At 68.8% G+C, this 17,774-nt stretch carries 20 protein-coding genes and 1 pseudogene; 12 read left to right on the top strand and 9 right to left on the bottom strand.

Going from position 1 to position 17,774, the window contains the following annotated elements:
• Positions 1 to 2: 2 nt before the first annotated feature.
• From ACX93N_RS09720 to ACX93N_RS09710, 3 genes are all read right to left on the bottom strand, one after another.
• Positions 3 to 596 (bottom strand): acyltransferase, encoded by a 594-nt coding sequence (locus ACX93N_RS09720; protein WP_459428219.1) that lies wholly within the window; start codon positions 594 to 596, stop codon positions 3 to 5.
• Positions 597 to 613: 17 nt separating this feature from the next.
• Positions 614 to 1,567, bottom strand: coding sequence for a Gfo/Idh/MocA family protein (locus ACX93N_RS09715; RefSeq protein WP_459428218.1), 954 nt, complete (start codon positions 1,565 to 1,567; stop codon positions 614 to 616).
• Positions 1,568 to 1,640: 73 nt separating this feature from the next.
• Positions 1,641 to 1,976, bottom strand: coding sequence for a MarR family EPS-associated transcriptional regulator (locus ACX93N_RS09710; protein WP_459428217.1), 336 nt, complete (start codon positions 1,974 to 1,976; stop codon positions 1,641 to 1,643).
• A 247-nt stretch (positions 1,977 to 2,223) separates the two neighbouring features.
• On the opposite strand from ACX93N_RS09710, the gene ACX93N_RS09705 reads away from it, so the two are divergent.
• Together ACX93N_RS09705 and ACX93N_RS09700 are read left to right on the top strand one after the other, a co-directional pair.
• The gene (locus tag ACX93N_RS09705) at positions 2,224 to 3,306 is read left to right on the top strand and encodes a hypothetical protein (RefSeq protein ID WP_459428216.1); all 1,083 of its coding nucleotides are present in this window, start codon (positions 2,224 to 2,226) and stop codon (positions 3,304 to 3,306) included.
• Between the two features lie 60 nt (positions 3,307 to 3,366).
• Positions 3,367 to 4,692 (top strand): Wzz/FepE/Etk N-terminal domain-containing protein, encoded by a 1,326-nt coding sequence (locus tag ACX93N_RS09700; RefSeq protein ID WP_459428215.1) that lies wholly within the window; start codon positions 3,367 to 3,369, stop codon positions 4,690 to 4,692.
• Here the strand turns inward: ACX93N_RS09700 and ACX93N_RS09695 are convergent.
• Both ACX93N_RS09695 and ACX93N_RS09690 read right to left on the bottom strand, forming a co-directional pair.
• On the bottom strand, positions 4,662 to 5,354 hold the full coding sequence (locus tag ACX93N_RS09695; protein ID WP_459428214.1) for an ABC transporter ATP-binding protein: 693 nt from the start codon (positions 5,352 to 5,354) through the stop codon (positions 4,662 to 4,664). The genes ACX93N_RS09700 and ACX93N_RS09695 overlap by 31 nt on opposite strands.
• Before the next feature lie 35 nt (positions 5,355 to 5,389).
• Entirely contained in the window at positions 5,390 to 6,166 is a 777-nt protein-coding gene (locus ACX93N_RS09690; RefSeq protein WP_459428213.1) for an ABC transporter permease, read from the bottom strand.
• An 80-nt stretch (positions 6,167 to 6,246) separates the two neighbouring features.
• Between ACX93N_RS09690 and rsmA the strand changes: the two genes are divergently transcribed.
• The 4 genes from rsmA to ACX93N_RS09670 are packed head-to-tail and all read left to right on the top strand — an operon-like array spanning position 6,247 to position 9,487.
• Positions 6,247 to 7,107, top strand: a complete 861-nt coding sequence (gene rsmA / locus ACX93N_RS09685; RefSeq protein ID WP_459428212.1) for a 16S rRNA (adenine(1518)-N(6)/adenine(1519)-N(6))-dimethyltransferase RsmA — start codon at positions 6,247 to 6,249, stop codon at positions 7,105 to 7,107.
• Between the two features lie 4 nt (positions 7,108 to 7,111).
• Positions 7,112 to 7,519, top strand: coding sequence for a Co2+/Mg2+ efflux protein ApaG (gene apaG, locus ACX93N_RS09680; RefSeq protein ID WP_459428211.1), 408 nt, complete (start codon positions 7,112 to 7,114; stop codon positions 7,517 to 7,519).
• 31 nt (positions 7,520 to 7,550) lie between these two features.
• Positions 7,551 to 8,363 (top strand): symmetrical bis(5'-nucleosyl)-tetraphosphatase, encoded by an 813-nt coding sequence (locus ACX93N_RS09675; protein WP_459428210.1) that lies wholly within the window; start codon positions 7,551 to 7,553, stop codon positions 8,361 to 8,363.
• 17 nt (positions 8,364 to 8,380) lie between these two features.
• Positions 8,381 to 9,487 (top strand): hypothetical protein, encoded by a 1,107-nt coding sequence (locus tag ACX93N_RS09670; protein ID WP_459428209.1) that lies wholly within the window; start codon positions 8,381 to 8,383, stop codon positions 9,485 to 9,487.
• Here ACX93N_RS09670 and folK read toward each other — a convergent pair.
• From folK to tsaD, 3 genes are read right to left on the bottom strand one after another with little or no spacing between them, the layout of a single operon-like run.
• On the bottom strand, positions 9,462 to 9,986 hold the full coding sequence (folK, locus tag ACX93N_RS09665) for a 2-amino-4-hydroxy-6-hydroxymethyldihydropteridine diphosphokinase (protein WP_459428208.1): 525 nt from the start codon (positions 9,984 to 9,986) through the stop codon (positions 9,462 to 9,464). The genes ACX93N_RS09670 and folK overlap by 26 nt on opposite strands.
• Complete coding sequence (gene folB, locus ACX93N_RS09660; RefSeq protein WP_459428207.1) at positions 9,986 to 10,345, bottom strand: dihydroneopterin aldolase; 360 nt, start codon at positions 10,343 to 10,345, stop codon at positions 9,986 to 9,988. Before folB ends, folK begins: the two co-directional genes overlap by 1 nt.
• Positions 10,342 to 11,394, bottom strand: coding sequence for a tRNA (adenosine(37)-N6)-threonylcarbamoyltransferase complex transferase subunit TsaD (gene tsaD, locus ACX93N_RS09655; RefSeq protein ID WP_459428206.1), 1,053 nt, complete (start codon positions 11,392 to 11,394; stop codon positions 10,342 to 10,344). The genes folB and tsaD overlap by 4 nt, the downstream gene beginning before the upstream one ends.
• A gap of 158 nt (positions 11,395 to 11,552) precedes the next feature.
• Between tsaD and rpsU the strand changes: the two genes are divergently transcribed.
• The 6 genes from rpsU (at position 11,553) to ACX93N_RS09625 (ending at position 17,444) form a co-directional block, all read left to right on the top strand.
• On the top strand, positions 11,553 to 11,768 hold the full coding sequence (gene rpsU, locus ACX93N_RS09650; protein WP_350033786.1) for a 30S ribosomal protein S21: 216 nt from the start codon (positions 11,553 to 11,555) through the stop codon (positions 11,766 to 11,768).
• A gap of 18 nt (positions 11,769 to 11,786) precedes the next feature.
• Complete coding sequence (locus ACX93N_RS09645) at positions 11,787 to 12,242, top strand: GatB/YqeY domain-containing protein (RefSeq protein ID WP_459428205.1); 456 nt, start codon at positions 11,787 to 11,789, stop codon at positions 12,240 to 12,242.
• A gap of 55 nt (positions 12,243 to 12,297) precedes the next feature.
• Positions 12,298 to 14,139, top strand: a complete 1,842-nt coding sequence (gene dnaG / locus ACX93N_RS09640) for a DNA primase (RefSeq protein WP_459428204.1) — start codon at positions 12,298 to 12,300, stop codon at positions 14,137 to 14,139.
• 162 nt (positions 14,140 to 14,301) lie between these two features.
• Positions 14,302 to 16,101 (top strand): RNA polymerase sigma factor RpoD, encoded by a 1,800-nt coding sequence (rpoD, locus tag ACX93N_RS09635; RefSeq protein ID WP_459428203.1) that lies wholly within the window; start codon positions 14,302 to 14,304, stop codon positions 16,099 to 16,101.
• Positions 16,102 to 16,361: 260 nt separating this feature from the next.
• A complete protein-coding gene (locus ACX93N_RS09630) occupies positions 16,362 to 16,898 on the top strand; it encodes a fasciclin domain-containing protein (RefSeq protein ID WP_459428202.1) in 537 nt (178 codons plus the stop codon).
• A gap of 150 nt (positions 16,899 to 17,048) precedes the next feature.
• Positions 17,049 to 17,444 carry a DUF4345 domain-containing protein gene (locus tag ACX93N_RS09625; RefSeq protein ID WP_459428201.1) on the top strand — a complete coding sequence of 132 codons (396 nt, stop codon included), beginning with the start codon at positions 17,049 to 17,051 and terminating at the stop codon, positions 17,442 to 17,444.
• A 77-nt stretch (positions 17,445 to 17,521) separates the two neighbouring features.
• Here the strand turns inward: ACX93N_RS09625 and ACX93N_RS09620 are convergent.
• A pseudogene (locus ACX93N_RS09620) lies at positions 17,522 to 17,774 on the bottom strand (hypothetical protein); the annotation flags it as partial.

Raw genomic sequence — 17,774 nt, 5'->3', positions numbered from 1 at the left:
CCTCACGGGTCCGCCCCGGGGCCGGTGCAGCTGAGCCGCCCCGCCCGCAGCCGGTAGAACTCCCCGGTGTGCGGGCAGCGCGCTTCCCCCTCGCCGGCCAGCGGCAGGTCGAGCTGCTCGCCGTGGCGGCTCATCCAGCCGATCTGCCGGGCCGGCACGCCGACCACCAGCGCATGGGGCGCGACATCCGCATTGACCACGGCGCCGGCGCCCACGAAGGCATACTCGCCGATGGTCACCCCGCACACGACGGTGCAGTTGGCGCCGAGGGTCGCGCCCTTCCGGACCAGCGTGTCGCGGTACTCCGCCTTGCGCTCGATGAGCGCCCGGGGATTGTGCACGTTGGTGAAGACCATGCTGGGGCCGCAGAAAACGCCGTCCTCGAGGGTGACCCTGTCGTAGACCGAGACGTTGTTCTGGATCTTGCAGTCATCGCCGATAACGACCTCGTTGCCGACGAAGACGCCCTGCCCCAGCGATACGCGCTCGCCGATACGAGCGCCACCACAGACGTGGACGAAGTGCCACACCCGGCTGCCCGAACCGATGCGGGCCCCGTCGTCGACGATCGCGGTCTCGTGCCGGTAGTAGGACATCGCGGCTCTCCCGGTGCTCAGCCGCGGGCCGGCAGGAACGGGTGCGCCGCCCCGCGCGCCGGTGCCGGTGCCGTGTCGCGGATGTGGCTGACCGCCTCGATGGCGGTGCGGTTCGCCTCCAGCGGGAACCCCCGGCCGGCGAGGATCTCCTCGTAGCTGCGCGTGTGCAGGTCGGTAAAGCCCCCGGAAAACTCGACCTCCTCGCCGTCCACGGTAATGGAGCGGTACGTGCGCTGCCCCGCCGCCTGCTGCGCCGCCGGGATGTCGGCGTAGTCGATGGACAGGAACCAGCGCACCCGCGCCCGGGCGTACTCCAGGTACCCCGCCGCGCGCGTTGGCGTGCGCAGGTGCACGATGTTGTCCTGCAGCGCTCCGAAGACGAAATGCAGCATGTCGAAGAAGTGCACACCGATGTTGGTCGCGACGCCGCCGGACTTCTCCTCGCTGCCCTTCCAGCTCTGCAGATACCAGTGGCCCCGGGAGGTGATATAGGTCAGGTCGACCTCGTGCTTGTGCGCACTCCGTGCGCCATCGACCCGCTCCTTGAGGGCCAGGATGGCCGGGTGCAGGCGCAGCTGCAGGATGGTGTGCACTCGCCGCCCCGTCTGCTCCTCCAGTTCGCTGAGACCATCGATGTTCCAGGGGTTGAGCACCAGCGGCTTCTCGCAGATCGCGTCCGCGCCGGAGCGCAGGGCAAAGCGCGCGTGGGCATCGTGCAGGTAGTTCGGGGAGCAGATGGACAGGTAGTCGATCGCCTGCCCCGTCCGGGCGCGGTGCAGCTTGTCGATGTGCCGGTCGAAGCGTTCGAACTCGGTGAAGAAATCGGCGTCCGGAAAGTAGCTGTCGATGATGCCCACGGAGTCGTTCGGGTCCAGCGCCGCCACGAGATCATTGCCGGTCTCACTGATCGCCTTCATGTGTCGCGGGGCGATGTAGCCGGCGGCGCCGATGAGCGCAAAGCGTTTCACCATGCCGCCCACCGCGCCCGCGACCGGCAGCGGAAAGGGGGCGCCACCGGCTGTCCGGGCGACCACGCGGGAGCGCTCACGGGCGCCCTTCCTCGACATCCAGCAGCAACTCGTCAATCTCCGCCTTGAGCGCTTCGTATTCCATCCGCTTTCTCCTCAGAAAGCCCCGGGTCAGGCGGGCCTTGCCGGCGACGCCCCTCGGGGTCAGGAGATAGGCGTAGCGCAGCTTGTTCTCCGAGCGGGAGAAATTCTCCACCTTGATCCAGCCTTTCTCGACCAGGGCCCGCAGGCAATAGTTCAGGCCACCCAGGCTGATGCCCAGCTCTCGCGCCAGGGCGCGCTGGCTCCTGTGCGGATTCTCCGCCAGCAGGCGCATGACGCGCAAATGAATTTCTGTTTTTCTATCAGACACTTGGCAGTGAGGAGCGCAGATCCCGGGCAGGCTACCGCAGACTTTGCACGGCCGTCCTGCGGCCCGTGGAAACCCTGCGTTCACATACTGAACACCCTAGCAAGCGCGGGCCATGGACGCCAGCGGTTTCCGGGCCGGGAAATCGCGCCGGGTTCACTGAGACACGCTGCCGGGCAAGGCACGTCAACGGATGGTGCTGGCCGCGGCGAATGAGTAAGCTAGCCGCGACCATCGACACGGGCAAACGATGTCGGAACTTCTCCTGCAAGCCGGCGTGGCATTCCTGCTGACACTGCTGTTGCTGCGCGTGCTCTCGGCGATCGCCCATCGCGTGGGGCTGGTCGACGCACCGGACCACCGCAAGCGCCATGCCGGCGATGTCCCGCTGGTGGGCGGTCTGTCGATCTACCTGGCCCTGCTGCTCGGCGCCCTGCTCTGGGGTGACACGGGCGGCGACAGCCTGTCGACCTACGGCCGCTCCCTCTGGATCTTTCTGCTCGCGGGCGGCCTGCTGGTCCTCGCCGGGACCATCGACGACCTGCGCAGCGTGAGCGTCTTCTCCCGCATCCTCACCGAGGTCCTGGTCGCCCTGCTGATCATCGAGGGACTGGAACTGCGCGCAGAGAACCTGGGCGACCTCCTCGGCACGGGACCGATCGTCCTGCAGGGCTGGATAGCCTACCCGTTCACCGTGATCTGCATCTTCGGTGTCATCAACGCCTACAACATGCTGGACGGCATGGATGGTGTGCTCGGTGTCATCACGCTCATCACCCTGTTCAGCTTCCACCTGTTCACGGGCACCGCCCCCGGGCTGGTCACGATCTTCATCGGCATGGCGCTGCTCGCCTTCCTCGTATCCAACCTCGGCCTATGGCCCGCCGTGCCGAAAACTTTCCTTGGCGATGCGGGCAGCAAGCTCATGGGACTGATCGTGGTCTCGCTGATCCTCACCGTCGCCGACGCGGACGTCGCCGGGCTCAAGGCCATCGAGCCGGTCACCGCGCTCTACCTGGTGGGTCTGCCGCTCTACGACATGACCTTCACCACGCTGCGCCGGGTGCTCCGGGGGCACTCCCCGATCCGCTCGGACCGGAGCCACATCCACCACCTGACCCAGGCCCTCGGCCTCAGTGAACGGCGCGGCCTGCTGGTCATCGGCACCCTCGGGCTGGCATCGCCGCTCATGGGGCTTACCCTGGCCCGCGCGGAAACCGGCACGCCGTACCAGTTTTTCATTTTCCTGGGCCTGTTCCTGCTCTACTGCATCCTCATGCAGCAGGCCTGGGTGGTCGCCGAGCGTCAGCGGCGGGAAAGGCCCATGTGCTAGGCTCCGCACTACCTGCCTTTCTCACCGCCAGGAATCCCACCGCCAGGAAGCCTCGAGCCCATGGAAGCTCCCAGACAGCCCGCTCCCTACGACGATGAGCTTGACCTCTTCGAACTGGCCGCCGGCCTGTGGCGCCAGCGCGCCCTGATCGCCGGCGTCACGGCCGGCTGCGTGGTCCTCGCCGCGCTCTATGCCTTCGTCGTCGCCACACCCAGCTTCGAGGCGGAAACCAGCCTGCGCCCGGCCACCGCCGCCGACCTCGCGCGCATCAACATCGCCAGCGCATCGGCGTCGGAGCGGGACGAGGGAGCGGGGCGCGCGCTGTTCAGGATAACGCCCGAGGGGGCGCTGCGCCGCGTGGCCTCCGCGGCCGGCTCGACGCGCACCCGGCGCGCCGTTTTCGCCGCCCTGCAACCCACGGCCGGCGCCGGGGATGCAGCCGCCGAGGAGAGCGCGCGACGCGCCTTCGCCGCATCCTTCAGTGCGGAGCTTGAAGGCGACAACGCCGACAGCATGACCCTGCGGCTCACCTTCCGGGGGCCCGATCCGGGCCTGGCCGCCGAGGCCGCCAGCGCGCTGGCACGGGAAGCACGGGCCCTCGCCCGGGAGGAACTCGCCGCTGACTTCCGGGCCACGGTCGGCGGGCGGATCGGCGCGCTCGAGGCAGAACTCGCCGCCATGGCACGGGCCGAGCGGCTGGCGGCGGAGCAGCTCATCACCCGCCTGCGCGAGGCTGATGCGCAGCGTCGGGCCGAGCTCGAGGACCAGCGCAAGAGCCTGCTCAACCAGGCAGCGGGCCTGCGCAACGACCGCATGAACGCGCTCCGCGAAGCGATCGCGATCGCCGAGCGCCTGGGCATCGAAAAACCGACCAACCTGGAGACCCTGGCTGCCCGGGAGGTTCCGGGAGAAACACGCATCCTGCGGCTGGATGCCTCAGGGCAGGGCGAAAGGGAGCTCCTGTTCCTGCGCGGCACCGAGCTGCTCGAGGCCGAGCTTCGCGGGCTGGCGGCGCGGAGCGACGACCGCCCCTACCTGCCGGAACTGCGCGAGATCGAGCGGGAGCTGGAACTCCTGGAACATAATCGAACCATCGAGGCGCTCAAGGCACGGCAGGACTTCACCGCCTATGCCGAGGGCGCCGCCGACCTGCAGGCCCGGATCAGCATGCTCGAGGGCCTGCTCGAGCGCGATCTGACCGGGCTCCGCGTTGCCCGCACCGACCGGCCCGCGGCCCCCCCGCCGGCGCCGGTGGCCCCGCGCAGGATCCTGCTCCTCGCCGGGGCGCTTGTCGCCGGCGCGCTCCTCGGCGCGCTGATCGCCCTCGCCCGCGGCGCCGCGGCCAGCCGGCGCGGTCAGCCGGAGCCCGGCGACGCGGCGGCGTAGGCCGCGAGGACGTCCTCGGCCGGGCCCTCGCCGCGAATTACCCCGGCGTCGATCCACGCCGCCGTGTCGCAGAGCTCGCGCACCTGGTCCTCCTGGTGCGACACCAGGACCACGGTCTGCTCACCGGTCAGCCGCGCCGCCATCAACTCCCGGGCCTTGCTGCGGAAAGCCGCGTCACCGACGCTGAGGATCTCGTCGATGAGCAGGATATCGACCCGGGTCATGATCGCCGTGCTGAAGCCGAGGCGGGAGCGCATGCCGGCCGAGTAGGTGGCCACCGGCTCCTCGAAGGAGGGGCCCAGTTCCGAGAACTCCCGGATCTCCTCGAGGCAGGCCTGGGCCTGGCGCCGCGTGGCCCCCTGCAGCATGGCCGAGAGCAGTGCATTGTCGCGGCCCGACAGCCGGGGCTGGAAGCCGAGGCCCAGGGTCAGGAGGCTGCAGCTGGCTCCGGGGCGCCGCCAGACGGTACCAGCCCGCGGAGCCAGCACACCGGCCAGCAGCCGGAGCAGGGTGGTCTTGCCCGCGCCGTTGCGCCCGATGATGCCCAGGGTTTCGCCCTGGTGCACACGCAATGAAACGTCGTCCAGGACCCGGTGCAGGCCGCGCTCGAAGTTGGCCCGGCGCGCGTGGTAGCTGTGTGACACGCCCCGGAGTTCGAGCATCAACCGCCGGTCACCGGCTGTCGGGTTCCCGCCACTCACGCGGTGATCGCCTTGAGCGCCAGGAAACGGCTCGAGCGGCGCAGGAGCAGCACGCCCGCGGCAACCAGCGCAATGGCACCGGCCCCGACGGCAGCGAGGTGCGCGAGGTCCGGCGCGGTGCCGGCCATCAATACCTGCCGGTAGGCATCGATGATGAAGGCCACCGGGTTCAGAGCCAGCACCGCATCGGTCATCGCGGGATCCGCCAGGCCGCGAACGTCCCAGAAAATACCCGAGGTAAAGAGCAGGAAGATCATGCCCAGGGAGATGAGCATGCTGAAATCGAAGGCGAGACAGACCAGGAATGCGCCGAACAGTGACAGTGCCACGATCATGAGGTAATTGACGAATACCAGCGGCAGCAGCCAGCCCCAGCTTGCCGTCACACTGTAGCCCTGGGACCAGAGCACCACGAACAGCAGCAGGAACACCGAGGCCTGCTTGTACAGCCCCTCCTGGATGGTGGCCATGGGAAAGAGGCTCTTGGGCACGTCGATTTTCCCGATCAGGCCCTTGCTCGCCACGATACTGCGAGAGGCCTGGTTCACGGACTTGGACAGCCAGATGAAGGTCAGCTTGCCGCACATGAGGAAGACGAGAAAATCTGCCCGCTTGCTGCCGAGGATCACCTCGAAGACCACGTAGAACACGCCCACGTAGAGGAGCGGCTCGAGGATCCACCAGAGGTAGCCAAAAAAGAAGCGCGCGGCGTCGGCCTTCAGCGACATGCGTGCCATCGTATCGATGAGGGAAAAATACTGCCTGAAGGTCATGAGGGGGCCATCGCTCGAAGAGCGTTATGGTACCAACTTGTGAGCGGGACGGGACACCGGCCAGGCGTTACCATGACGCCATGGCAGCACGCACCCCCACGCCGCGGCCGGCGCGCAAGCGCTTCGGCCAGAACTTCCTCCGGGACGCCACGGTCATCCACCGTATCGAGAGCGCCATCGCGCCCCGGGAAAGCGACCACCTCGTGGAAATCGGCCCCGGGCACGGGGCGCTCACCGAGGCGCTGGTGAGCACCGGCTGCCGCCTCGATGCGATCGAGCTGGACCGGGACCTGGCCGCGGGACTGCTGGCGGCGTTCAGCATCTACCCGCGCTTTCACCTGCACAAGGCCGATGCCCTGAAGTTCGATTTCGCCGCCCTGCGCGGCGGCCCCGGCGCGCCGCGGCTGCGGGTGGTGGGCAACCTGCCCTACAACATCTCGACGCCCCTGATCTTTCGGCTGCTCGACCAGGCGGAGCTCGTCGAGGACATGCACTTCATGCTCCAGCGCGAGGTGGTCGAGCGGCTGGCGGCGAGCCCCGGCGGCGGCCAGTGGGGGCGCCTCGGCATCATGGCCCAGTACCACTGCCAGGTGGAGGCACTCTTCGAGGTGCCGCCGGAGGCCTTCACACCGCAGCCGAAGGTCCAGTCCGCGGTGGTGCGCCTCGTGCCCTGGCGCGAATCCCCCTGGCCCGCCTGCGACCCGGCGGCGCTCCGGGCCACGGTGCAGGCCGCCTTCGCCCAGCGCCGCAAGACCTTGCGCAACAATCTCAAAGGCCTTACAACAGAGGCGACCCTCGCGGCGCTCGGTATCGACCCCGGCGCCCGCGCGGAAACCCTCGAACTCCCGGATTTCATCAGGCTGGCGAACGCGCTGCACGGCTCCGAGCACGGCAACGGAAAGGCTGATGAAACAGGCGGCGAGAACGGCGACAAACAGTGAGGCCATGAGCGAATTCGACCCGGACCAGGTCCGCATCGAGGTGCAGACCACCTACCTCCCCTCGCACTCGAACCCGGAGGAGGCGCAATACACCTTCGCCTATACCATCTCCATCAGCAACCTCGGCGAGATGCCGGTACAGCTGTTGTCGCGGCACTGGCAGATTACCGACGGCAACGGCGAGGTGCAGGAGGTGCGCGGCGCGGGCGTGGTCGGCGAACAGCCGGTGATCGAGCCCGGGCGCTACTTCCGCTACACGAGCGGTGCGACACTGCCGACGCCTGTGGGCTACATGCAGGGCGAGTACACGATGGTGCTCGCCGGCGAGACGGCCATCGACCCGGAGGCGCAGCCGGCCTTCGAGGTGCCGATCCCGGCCTTCACCCTGCACACCCCCACCGCGCTGAACTGACCGTCGCGGCTAGCGACCATGGCTGACTCTCGTGGCTGATTACGCCGTCGGCGATATCCAGGGCTGCCTGCCCCCCCTCGAGCGCCTGCTGGACCGGGTGCGGTTCTCGCCGGACCGGGACCGCCTGTGGTCCGTGGGGGACGTCGTCAACCGGGGGCCGGCCTGCCTCGAGACCCTGCGCTTTCTCCATGAGCGGCGCGATAACTTGCGCCTCGTGCTCGGCAACCACGACCTGCACCTCCTCGCCGCCCGCGCCGGCGCACGCTCGCTGTCACCCTCGGACACGCTCGGGCCCATTCTCCGCGCCCGGGACAGCGACCGCCTCCTGGACTGGCTGCAGGAGCAGCCGCTCCTGCGCCGCGCGGACGGCGACCTCTTCGTCCATGCAGGCATCCCCCCGCAGTGGGACGGCGCCACCGCGGTGGCCCGTGCCCGGGAAGTGGAAGCGGCCCTCACCGGGGCCGACTGTGACCGTTTCTTCGAGCACATGTATGGCAACGAGCCGGCCGGCTGGACGGATGACCTCACCGGCTGGCCACGGCTGCGCGTGATCACCAACACCTTCACCCGCATGCGTTTCTGCGCCGCCGACGGCACCCTCGACCTCGACAACAAGGGGCCGCCCGAGGGAGATGGCGAGGACGGCCCCTTCCGCCCCTGGTTCCGCCACCCGCACCGCCTCGCGGACAGGGAGCGCGTGATCTTCGGCCACTGGGCCGCCCTCGGCGGCGCGACGGGCGACCCGCGCTTCATCGGCCTGGACACGGGCTGTGTCTGGGGCGGCGAACTGACCTTCTTCAACCTGGCCAGCGGCGAACGCCTCGCCGAGCCCTGCGGCGCATGACCGTCTAGACTGAAAGCATGGAAATCTACCTGGTTGGCGGCGCCGTCCGCGACGACCTGCTCGGCTACCCGTTCACGGAAAAGGACTGGGTCGTTGTCGGCGCCCGTGCCGAGGACCTGCTCGAGCAGGGCTATACCCCGGTGGGCAGGGATTTCCCGGTCTTCCTGCACCCGGACAGCAAGGAGGAGTTCGCCCTGGCCCGCACGGAGCGCAAGCAGGGCCATGGTTACACGGGCTTCGACGTTCACGCGGCCCCGGACGTCACCCTCGAGGAAGACCTGAAGCGCCGGGACCTGACCATCAACGCCATGGCCCGCGACCCGGATGGCCGCCTCATCGACCCCTATGGCGGCCAGCGGGACCTGGCAGGGAAAGTGCTGCGCCACGTCTCCCCGGCCTTCGTGGAAGACCCGCTGCGCGTGCTGCGCACCGCGCGCTTCGCCGCCCGTTACGCGCACCTCGGCTTCACGGTCGCCCCGGAGACGCTGGCGCTCATGGCCGAGATCGTCGCCGAGGGCGAACTCACCCACCTGCCCGCCGAGCGGGTCTGGGTGGAGACCGAAAAAGCCCTGCGCGAGGCGGACCCCGCGGTCTACTTCTCCGTGCTGAAGGGCTGTGGCGCCCTGGCGGCCCTGGCACCGGAGCTGGATGAGCGGAGCGATGCCGCCCTCGATCAGCTCGCGGCCGCGGCAGCGCGCAGTGACGACAGCGCCCTGCGCTTTGCGGTGCTCACCCACGGCCTCGCGCCGCCGGCGCTGGAGCGGCTCTGCGAGCGGCTGAAGGTCCCCCGCCGGCACCGGGAACTGGCCCTGCTGCTCGCCGCCCAGGCGGAGCGCGCCGCCCGGGCCGGGACCCTCGGCGGCGAGGAACTGCTGGTACTGCTGGAGGCCGCAGGTGCGCTGCGCGACCACGGGCGTTTCGAAGACTTCCTCGAGGGCGCGGCGGCGCTGGCCGGCGAGGGCTTCCCGGATGACTACCTGCGCCGGGCCCGGGAGCGGGTGCGCGACGTCTCCGCGGCCCCCTTTGTTGCGGAGGGGCTCAGCGGCAAGGCCATCGGCAGGGCCATGGAAGCGGAGCGTATCCGCCGGCTGGAGGCGCTCAGGGACAGCTTTGCCGGGGAGTGAGATCGCGGCCGCGCCAGGCGAAAGGCACCGGGCGGATCGGCTGGGCGGCCTGGTCGAAGCGGTTCCACAGCGCCGCATAGGTTTCGCCGCAGGCCGGGTGCCGGTCGTCGGGCGCAAGCGCCGCCAGCGGCCGCAGCACGAAGGCGCTGGTGAGAATCTCCCCCCGGGGCAGCTCCACGCCGTCCACGGTCCCGACCCGGTCGCCGTAGGTCAGGATATCGATATCCAGGCGCCGCGGGCTGTTGCGGGTCGCGTTCGGTGGCCGTCCGTGGGCCAGCTCCAGGGCGCGCAGGTCCCGGGCGAGGGTACGCAGCGGCAGGTTGCCGTCGACGCCGACAACGAGATTGAGAAAAGGGTCGCCGGCAAAGCCCAGGGCCGGCGCCTCGAAGACCGGGGACACGGCAAGCTCGCCGAAGCGGTCCGCCAGCGCGTCCAGGGCGATGGCCACGTGGCGCTCGCGCTCGATGTTGCTGCCGATGCCGAGGTAGATGCGCGGCATCAGGGATGCGCCCCACGCTCGATGATCACCCCCACGTCGCCGGCACCGGCGACGGCGCCGGGCTTGGCCAGGCGCAGGCGCAGCCAGGGCACCGCGAACTCCTCGCGCAGCAGCGTCGCCACCCCTTCGGCGAAGCTTTCCACCAGCTGCCACTGGCTCTCGGCGCCGTAGCGGCGGAGCCGCCGGCAGACGGCATCGTAGTCGAGGGCCCTGCCGACGTCGTCCGTCATCGCGGGGCCGGCGATATCCGCGGCCAGCTCGAGGTCCAGGACGAGGGTCTGGCGTACCGTGCGCTCCCAGCCGTAGACACCGATGACCGTGTCCACGCGCAGGCCGCGGATGAAAACCCGGTCGCTCACCGGGCCGCGGCCCCCGGCGGGAGCGCGACGGGTGACAGCTCGTCCATGGGCCAGCGTGGCCGCACGCGGGCGTCCGGCCCGTCCACTTCGCCGGCGGCGAGGCGGCAGGCACCGGCGAAGGCGATCATGGCGCCGTTATCGGTGCAGAAAGCCGGTGCGGGATAGAACACCCGGGCCTGCCGCGCGCTCAGGCTGTCTGCCAGGCGCGCGCGCAGGCGCCGGTTGGCGCTCACGCCGCCGGCCATGACCAGGGTGGAAAGCCCCTCCTGTTGCAGGGCCCGGCGGCACTTGATGACCAGCGTGTCGACCACCGCCTCCTCGAAGGCGCGGGCGATATCCGCCTTGTCGCGCGCGCTCGCCTCCCCCTCGCCGGCACAGTCGCGCAGGGTGACCAGCGTGTGGGTCTTCAGGCCGCTGAAGCTGAAGTCGAGGCCCGGCCGGTTGACCATGGGCCGCGGGAAGGTAAAACGCTGCGGGTCGCCGTCCGCGGCCAGCGCCGCCACCTGCGGCCCGCCCGGGTAGGGCAGGCCCAGCATCTTGGCCACCTTGTCGAAGGCCTCGCCCGCGGCGTCGTCCACGGACTCGCCGAGGAGCCGGTAGGTGCCGATCCCGTCGACCCGGACCAGCTGCGTGTGACCGCCGGAAACCAGCAGGGCCACGAAGGGGAACTCCGGCGCCTCGGCCTCCAGCATGGGCGCGAGCAGGTGGCCCTCCATGTGGTGCACGCCCAGGGCCGGTACGCCCCAGCCGGCGGCGAGCCCGCGGGCGAGCGTCGCCCCCACCAGGAGGGCGCCGACCAGCCCCGGGCCGGCAGTGTAGGCGACGGCGTCGATGTCCGCCGCCGTGCAGCGGGCATCGGCGAGCACCTTTTCCAGCAGCGGGATCGCGCGCCGGACATGGTCCCGGGAGGCGAGCTCGGGCACCACGCCCCCGTAGAGGGCGTGCATGTCGACCTGGCTGTGCAGGGCATGCGCGAGGAGGCCGCGGTCCGTGTCATAGACCGCGACGCCGGTCTCGTCGCAGGATGTCTCGAGGCCCAGAACTCGCATCGCCCCTCCCCGGGTCGAAAAGAGGGCGCATGATACAGCCCGGTGACGGGCTTTGCATTACGCGCACCTTGCGTATAGAATGCGCGCCCCTTTACTGCACGACGGGCGCAGGGTCGGCGACCGGCGCGCGCCAGCGATGAACAGACAGGTGAGGTTACATGCCGCACATCAAGGTCAAGGAAAACGAGCCCTTCGACGTGGCCCTGCGCCGCTTCAAGCGCTCCTGTGAAAAAGCCGGCGTGCTGTCGGAAGTGCGCCGCCGCGAGCACTACGAAAAGCCCACCACGGTGCGCAAGCGCGCCCAGGCTGCCGCCGTCAAGCGTCATCTGAAGAAGCTGGCTCGCGAAAACCGCAAGCGCACCCGCCTCTACTGAGTCCCCGGAGCCCACGCGGTGAGCGACGGCAGCATCCTCGAGCAGGTCAAAGGCGCCATGAAGGCGGCCATGAAGGCCCGCGACAAGGAACGCCTCGCGACCATCCGTCTCATCCAGGCTGAATTCAAGCGCGTCGAGGTCGATGAGCGCATCGCCATCGACGATGCGCGGGCACTGGCCATCCTCGACAAGATGGTCAAGCAGCGTCGCGACTCCCAGGTCCAGTACGAAGAGGCCGGCCGCGACGAACTCGCGGCGCAGGAGGCATCGGAAATCGCCGTCATCACCGAGTTCCTGCCCGCCCAGCTGTCAGACGGCGAGCTGGCACAGCTCGTCGACGAAGCCATCGCCACCAGCGGCGCCAGCGGCATGCAGGCCATGGGCGCCGTCATGGGTGAACTCAAGCCGAAGCTCGCGGGCCGCGCTGACATGGGCGCCGTGAGCAAGCTGGTCAAGGCCCGCCTCTCCGGCTAGCGGCAGTGCAGCGTCCCCCGGCCCGGCCCCGCGCCCACCGACCGGTGCCCCGCTGATGGCCGGCCGCATACCCCAGAACTTCCTCGACGACCTCCTCGAGCGGGTCGACATCGTCGACGTGATCGACCGGCGCGTGAAGCTGAAGAAGACCGGCAAGAACTACAGCGCCCGCTGCCCCTTCCACGACGAGAAGACCCCTTCTTTCACCGTGAACCCCGAAAAGCAGTTCTATTACTGCTTCGGCTGCGGCGCCGGCGGCAATGCGCTCGGCTTCCTGATGGATTACGAGAACATCGACTTCCCGCAGGCGGTGGAGAACCTCGCCGGCACCGTCGGCCTGGCGGTGCCGCGGGAAGACGGCGGCCGCCGGAGCGGTGAGCGCGAGGACCGGCACAAGCCCCTTTTCAGCCTGCTCGAGGAGGCCAGCGTCTTCTACCAGAAGGCCCTCAGGACGCACCCGGCCGCCGAACGCGCCGTGGGCTACCTGCGCGGCCGCGGCCTGACCGGGGAGATCGCCCGGGACTTCGGCCTCGGCTTCGCCCCGCCCGGCTGGGACAACCTGCTCAAGGCCCTCGGCAGCGATGAGCCCCGCCGGGACCGGCTGCTGGCGACCGGCATGGTCGTGCGCAACGACGCAGGCAGGGTCTATGACCGCTTCCGCGACCGGGTGGTCTTCCCCATCCGCGACCAGCGCGGCCGCGTCGTCGCCTTCGGCGGCCGGGTGCTCGGCGACGACAAACCGAAGTACCTGAACTCCCCGGAGACACCGGTGTTCCACAAGGGCCGGGAGCTCTACGGCCTCTTCGAAGCGCGCCAGCACAACCGCAAGCTGGAAAGGCTGCTGGTTGTCGAGGGCTACATGGACGTCATCGCCCTCGCGCAGCACGGCATCCGCAATGCCGTCGCCACCCTCGGCACGGCGACCAGCCAGACCCACCTGGAGCGCATCTTCCGCCTCTGCCCGGAGGTGGTGTTCTGCTTCGACGGTGACGAGGCCGGCCGCAAGGCCGCCTTCCGCGCGCTCGAAGCGACGCTGCCGGCGATGACCGACGGCCGCCAGGCCCGCTTCCTGTTCCTGCCCGAGGGCGAGGATCCGGACACGCTCGTGCGCGCCCGCGGCCCGGAGCACTTCCGCGGCCTGGCGGACCACGCCACCCCCCTGGAGAGCTTCCTGTTCGAGGCCTGCGCCGAAGGCATCGACACCGGCACCCTCGAGGGCCGGGCGCGCTACGCCAGGGCAGCGCTCCCGCACCTGCGCACCCTGCCCCAGGGCGTCTACCGGGAACTCATGTTCCGGGAACTCGCCGAGCGGACGGGACTGGAACTCGAGAGCCTGCTGGCCCTCGAGGCGCCGCCCCCGCCCCGGGAGGCACCGCCCCCGGCACCCGAAGACACAGCGCCAGGCACGGCCCCGGCACCGCGGCGGCGCTCACCCCTCACCGAGCGGCGCAGCGGGCACGCCAACCTGCTGCAGAGTGCCATCGCCCTGCTCCTGCACCAGCCCTCCGCCGCGCGCCACGCCGACCCCGCGGCCCTGGCGAGCCTCGCCGGCGCGGAAGCGGCGCTCCTGCACGCGATGGTGGAGCTGCTGCAGCGCCACCCGGAGTCGAGCACCGCCATGCTCCTCGGGCACTGGCACGGCACCGCCGAGGGCGAACTGCTGGGGCGGCTGGCCGGCCAGGAGCGGCTCATCCCGGCCGAGGGCATCGAGGCCCAGTTCCGCGCCACCATCGCCCGGCTTCTGGCTCAGCCCGAGCGAGAGCGCATCGTGGCGCGGGTCGACAAATTAAGAAGCACCGACTACGCTCACATGGGCGCAGAGCAAAAACAAGAATTGAGGGAGCTGTTGCATCAGCTGCAGCAACTGGACAGGCAGTTCCGCAACGACCGCCACTAGCGCGTTCCATGACCCCCTCGCCCCGGGCAAAGGCCCGGCAACGCGACCGACGACACAACGTAAAATTTTTCCGTACATTTTGTGGGCAAATGACCGCGTTACCCGCTATAATGGCCGGCTACGTTTTTTCTCTTTATCGCTGATTTACAAAGGTTTTCCTGAATGACGAGCGTCGTGAAGCAGCAGTCCAGGCTGAAGTCCCTGATTGCCAAGGGCAAGGAGCAGGGCTACCTCACTTACGCCGAGGTGAACGATCACCTCCCGGATGACATCTCGGATCCGGACCAGGTCGAAGACATCATCCAGATGATCAACGATATGGGTATCCATGTCTACGAGCAGGCCCCGGACGCGGATGAACTGCTGATGACCGAGGGCGACAGCTCGGCCGACGACATCGCCGCCGCCGAGGCAGCCGCGGCGCTCGCCGCCGTCGAGACGGAAGCCGGCCGCACGACGGACCCGGTGCGCATGTACATGCGCGAAATGGGCACCGTCGAGCTGCTCACCCGCGAGGGCGAGATCGTCATCGCCAAGCGCATCGAGGAAGGCATCCGCGAGCTCATGGCGGCGCTTGCCTTCTACCCCGGCGCCGTCAAGGCGATCCTCGACGAGTACACCCTGGTCACGAAGGAAGAACGCAAGCTCAGCGATGTGCTCGTGGGCTACCTGGACCCGGCCGAGCACGTGCCCTCCGCCGCCCAGATCGCCGAGGCCGCGGCCAAGGACGATTCCGACGACGACAATGAAGGCGGGCCGGACCCGGTGGAGGCCAAGAAGCGCTTCACCGCCCTCAAGCGCCAGTACAACAAGGCAGAAAAAACCATCGCGGCGAAGGGCCGGCAGCACAAGGAAGCGGTAGCCGAGATGGAAAAGCTCGGCGAACTGTTCAAGTTCTTCAAGCTCACGCCGCGGATCTTCGAGCCCCTGACCGAGGAGGCCCGCACCGCCCTGGCGCAGGTTCGCGAGCAGGAGCGCGAGATCATGCGCATCGCCGTGCGCCAGTGCGGGATGCCGCGCAAGGAGTTCATCAAGTCGTTCCAGGGCGCGGAGGCGGACCTCAAGTGGGCCGGCCGCCACGCCCGCAAGAAGGACTACGGCAGCAAGCTCAGCGCACGCAAGGAAGACATCCAGCGCGCCCAGCGGCGCATCCAGCAGATCGAGGAAGAGACCGGCCTTACGGTCACCGAGATCAAGGAGATCAACCGCCGCATGAGCATGGGCGAGGCCCGCGCCCGCCGCGCCAAGAAGGAAATGGTCGAGGCCAACCTGCGCCTGGTGATCTCCATCGCCAAGAAGTACACCAACCGCGGCCTGCAGTTCCTGGACCTCATCCAGGAGGGCAACATCGGCCTCATGAAGGCCGTCGACAAGTTCGAGTACCGGCGCGGCTACAAGTTCTCGACCTACGCCACCTGGTGGATCCGCCAGGCCATCACCCGCTCAATCGCGGACCAGGCCCGGACCATCCGTATCCCGGTGCATATGATCGAGACCATCAACAAGCTGAACCGCATCTCGCGGCAGATGCTGCAGGAGATGGGCCGGGAGCCGACACCGGAAGAACTCGGCGAACGCATGGACATGCCCGAGGACAAGGTCCGCAAGGTGCTGAAGATCGCCAAGGAACCGATCTCCATGGAGACGCCCATCGGCGACGACGAGGACTCGCACCTGGGCGACTTCATCGAGGACACGACGATCCATTCCCCCGTGGACTCCGCCACCGGCCAGGGCCTGCAGGAAGCCACCAAGGACGTGCTCGCCGGCCTCACCGCCCGCGAGGCCAAGGTGCTGCGCATGCGCTTCGGCATCGACATGAACACGGACCACACGCTCGAGGAGGTCGGCAAGCAGTTCGACGTGACCCGCGAGCGCATCCGCCAGATCGAGGCCAAGGCGCTGCGCAAGCTGCGCCACCCGACCCGCTCGGACTACCTGCGCAGCTTCCTCGACGAGTGATCCCCGCGGCGGCGCCCGGCCGGGCGCCGCCCGCAAAAGCTTGACGAAAACTGTACGGTATTCCCCACTGACCCCAGGGGAATAGCTGCTAACTTTCTGTTTTTAATGCTCTTTCAGCCGTTGCGCAATGCGTTGCGCGATGCTCATCCAAGTGCGAAAGCTGCCGCGTAGCGTCTTTTGCCTGTCGCAGAGCGCCGCCGGCGCCCTGCGGGATGGCTCCCCCAACCCGTTAGCAACTGCCCCATGCAAGGAGCCCGAGCATGAAGTTGAGCAAGACGCTGAAGCAGTTTGTCCTTGGTTCCGCGGCCACCTTTGCCCTGCTGCAAGGTGCCCAGGCGCAGGCCAGTGAGGCCTTCGCCGCCTGCAACTCCACGCCCCGCGTATTCTTCGACGGTACCGTCGTGGATGCCGCCCTGGCCACCCCCGAGCTCTCCACGCTGGTCGACGCGGTAACCGCCGCCGGCCTCGCGGATGCGCTCGCCACCACGGAAGACATCACGGTCTACGCGCCCACCAACGACGCCTTCGCGGCGCTGCCCCCCGGCATGCTGGACGCGATTCTCGCCGACCCCGAGGTACTGACGTCGGTCCTCACCTACCACGTCTCCACGGGCCGCCGTGATCCGCGCATCCACTTCACCTCCGTACTGCGCAACACGCTCCAGGGCCAGAAAGTCTCCTACGCCTTCGTCGATGGCCACAGCCGCGTCAACGGCGCCGGCGTGAGCTGCCAGGGCGTGAGCACCAGCAACGGCATCGTCTGGGTGATCGACAGCGTCCTGCTGCCCCAGTTCTAATCCCCCCCTGCGGGTGGTCGCATCACTGCGGTCGCCCGCCTTTTTCGTTCCCCCGCCCGCGGGTGCCCCCGGAAAGCCGTCCCGCCTATACTGGAGCCCGCCGCCTGTCGCGCAGGCGAACAGGGAAACCGGAAGAGGGAACACCACAGCATGCCTGCTCATTCGCAAGACCGTCTGCGCCGCGGCTTCCTGCTGCTGCTCGCCATCGCCCTGGTGCCGGTGGCCCTGTCCTACGGCGCCGACCCGGCCAAGTCCCTGCAGCGGCTTTACGGCATCACCGTCGAAGGCACCAACCTGACCCATATCTTCCGCGCCTACATGGGCCTCTACCTCGCCGCTTCCGCGCTCTGGCTGGCCGGCGCCTTCGACGCAAGGCTCCGCCGCCCGGCGCTCATCACCGCCGGCGTCTTCATGCTGGGCATCGCCGCGGGCCGCCTTCTAAGCCTTGCCGTCGACGGCATGCCGGACCCGAAGTTCGTCGCCTACCTCGCCATCGAACTCGCCGCCGGCACCCCTGCCCTGCTGCTCGCCCGCGGCGCGGACTGAGCCACGCCGCGCTGTCAACCCAAAGTAGAAATGTCCCCTTTTCTCCAAACTAGATATGTCCCCTTTGCCGACATCGTTCAGCCACGGGAAGGAGCGGCTCCCGGCTTCACCGGAATACGCTTCCAAGGGTGGTCCGGGGCGGGCTTGTGCGCAGGGTTGGCGAGCTGTTGTTGCTTAGCATTCTGAACACTGAGATGGACGCTCTTCTCGTCGTCAAGCGGCGCTGGTGGCTGGCCTTGGGCAAGTAGGCGGTAGTCGAGAGTGCGCCCGCGGTAGAGTACCGCAACCGCCCCGTCGAACCCCTCGCAGACTGTTACGGCAGCTTTGCGT

The sequence above is a fragment of the Pseudohaliea sp. genome, assembly GCF_054552115.1.
Note: the sequence above shows the minus strand (reverse complement) of the source record. Positions and strands in the feature narration are given on the sequence as shown.

Excerpts from the sequence above, each read along its gene's own strand:
- folK (WP_459428208.1), bottom strand. The coding sequence starts at position 9,986 with ATGCCGCGCATCTACCTCGGCATCGGCAGCAACATCGAGCGCGAGCGC.
- dnaG (WP_459428204.1), top strand. The coding sequence starts at position 12,298 with ATGGCCGGCCGCATACCCCAGAACTTCCTCGACGACCTCCTCGAGCGG.
- apaG (WP_459428211.1), top strand. The coding sequence starts at position 7,112 with ATGAGCGAATTCGACCCGGACCAGGTCCGCATCGAGGTGCAGACCACC.
- ACX93N_RS09695 (WP_459428214.1), bottom strand. The coding sequence starts at position 5,354 with ATGCTCGAACTCCGGGGCGTGTCACACAGCTACCACGCGCGCCGGGCC.
- ACX93N_RS09715 (WP_459428218.1), bottom strand. The coding sequence starts at position 1,567 with ATGGTGAAACGCTTTGCGCTCATCGGCGCCGCCGGCTACATCGCCCCG.
- ACX93N_RS09670 (WP_459428209.1), top strand. The coding sequence starts at position 8,381 with ATGGAAATCTACCTGGTTGGCGGCGCCGTCCGCGACGACCTGCTCGGC.
- tsaD (WP_459428206.1), bottom strand. The coding sequence starts at position 11,394 with ATGCGAGTTCTGGGCCTCGAGACATCCTGCGACGAGACCGGCGTCGCG.
- rsmA (WP_459428212.1), top strand. The coding sequence starts at position 6,247 with ATGGCAGCACGCACCCCCACGCCGCGGCCGGCGCGCAAGCGCTTCGGC.
- ACX93N_RS09720 (WP_459428219.1), bottom strand. The coding sequence starts at position 596 with ATGTCCTACTACCGGCACGAGACCGCGATCGTCGACGACGGGGCCCGC.
- rpsU (WP_350033786.1), top strand. The coding sequence starts at position 11,553 with ATGCCGCACATCAAGGTCAAGGAAAACGAGCCCTTCGACGTGGCCCTG.
- rpoD (WP_459428203.1), top strand. The coding sequence starts at position 14,302 with ATGACGAGCGTCGTGAAGCAGCAGTCCAGGCTGAAGTCCCTGATTGCC.
- ACX93N_RS09625 (WP_459428201.1), top strand. The coding sequence starts at position 17,049 with ATGCCTGCTCATTCGCAAGACCGTCTGCGCCGCGGCTTCCTGCTGCTG.
- ACX93N_RS09630 (WP_459428202.1), top strand. The coding sequence starts at position 16,362 with ATGAAGTTGAGCAAGACGCTGAAGCAGTTTGTCCTTGGTTCCGCGGCC.
- ACX93N_RS09690 (WP_459428213.1), bottom strand. The coding sequence starts at position 6,166 with ATGACCTTCAGGCAGTATTTTTCCCTCATCGATACGATGGCACGCATG.
- ACX93N_RS09700 (WP_459428215.1), top strand. The coding sequence starts at position 3,367 with ATGGAAGCTCCCAGACAGCCCGCTCCCTACGACGATGAGCTTGACCTC.
- ACX93N_RS09705 (WP_459428216.1), top strand. The coding sequence starts at position 2,224 with ATGTCGGAACTTCTCCTGCAAGCCGGCGTGGCATTCCTGCTGACACTG.